Source organism: Streptomyces sp. NPDC092952 (genome assembly GCF_044754785.1).
In the GTDB taxonomy this organism is placed as follows: domain Bacteria; phylum Actinomycetota; class Actinomycetes; order Streptomycetales; family Streptomycetaceae; genus Streptomyces.
In genome coordinates, this window is the sequence record NZ_JBIVPT010000062.1 from 1 (window position 1) to 1,335 (window position 1,335).

2 protein-coding genes are annotated in these 1,335 nt (G+C 67.0%); both read right to left on the bottom strand.

Annotated elements, in window-relative coordinates; genetic code table 11:
- Positions 1-71: 71 nt before the first annotated feature.
- The gene (locus tag ACIQGQ_RS37190; protein ID WP_402405122.1) at positions 72-470 is read right to left on the bottom strand and encodes a hypothetical protein; all 399 of its coding nucleotides are present in this window, start codon (positions 468-470) and stop codon (positions 72-74) included.
- Positions 467-1,312, bottom strand: a complete 846-nt coding sequence (locus ACIQGQ_RS37195) for an IS5 family transposase (RefSeq protein WP_402405125.1) — start codon at positions 1,310-1,312, stop codon at positions 467-469. The genes ACIQGQ_RS37190 and ACIQGQ_RS37195 overlap by 4 nt, the downstream gene beginning before the upstream one ends.
- Positions 1,313-1,335: the final 23 nt, after the last annotated feature.

Below are 1,335 nucleotides of genomic sequence, written 5' to 3' on the forward strand. Positions count from 1 at the left end.
AGTGGACGGTTCGTGAAGTGATGTCCGTTTCCGTATGAGCGTTGTGTCAGGGGTGCTGGTTGTAGCGGTGGCTACTGCTTCCTGGTGAAGCTGCCCGTGTCAGGTTCAGTGAGGACGCCGAGTTTGACCAGGCGTTTCAGCTTGGCTCGGGTGCCCTCGACGTTCTTGGGCAGGAGTTCGTTGCCGAGGGCCTGGCAGACGTCCTTGGCCCGCAGTGGCCCGGTGTCCTCGTTGAACACGGTGAGGATGCGGGCGTAGTCGGGATGCTCGGGCAGTTCCGGCGGGGAGGCGGGAATCCGGTCGGCGAGGCCGGTGACGGTCGCGCGGGTGATCGCGAGGTGTTCGAGGTGGGTCTCGACCTCCCGCAACTGGGTCTGCAACTCGTCGATCTGCGCGCGGAGGTCGTCGGCCAGGGCCCGGGCCGCTTCTTCCTGGATGTCCAGTGCCTGAAGGAGAGGCCGGATGTTCACGCGGTTGCTGCCGCTTCGCGCCAGGTGGGGGTGTTCGCGCCGGTGAGGCGTCGGACCATCACATGGGTCATGGCCCAGTAGACGCGGGAGGACGAGGAGGAGGGGCGGTGTTCGTAGTCGCGGACCAGACGCCGGTGCAGTATCAAGATCCCGTAGGTCTGCTCAACTCTCCACCGCTTCGGTTGCGGGACGAACCCCTTGTGCTGCGGGTCGCGTTGGACGATCTCCACGTCGATGCCGAGGTCGGCTCCGTGTGTGACGACCTGGGTCTTGAAGCCCTGGTCGACCAGAGCCCTGCTGACGGTGCCGCCGGCGTTGTGGGCGACCTCGTTCAGCAGGGCGATGCCCGCGGTGTTGTCGTGGCCGTTCGCGGCGAGGACGACGACGGCGATGACCAGGCCGAGGACGTCCACGGCCAGGCCGCGTTTGCGGCCCTGCACCCGCTTGGCCGGATCGTGGCCGGTCGTGGCGGCGGGGACCGAGGCGGCCGCACGGACACTCTGCGTGTCCAGCACCACCAGGGTCGGGTCCTCTAATCGCCGGGCACGCTCACGGACCTGGCAGCGCAGGAGCTCGTGGATGACCTGGTCGGTTCCATCATCCCGCCAGGCGGCGAAGTAGTAGTACGTCGCGCTCTTCTGCGGCAGGTCATGCGGGAGACAGGCCCACTGGCATCCGGTCCGCCCCTGGTAGAGGATCGCGTTCACGATCTCCCGCATGTCGTAGGCGCCCTGATGGCCGCTGACCGAGCGATGCCGGTCCTTCCACGCGGTGATCACCGGCTCGATGAGGGCCCACTGCCCGTCCGATAAGTCGCTCGGATACGGCTTCCGTTCACTCACCCCGCCAGCCCACCAGACCACAG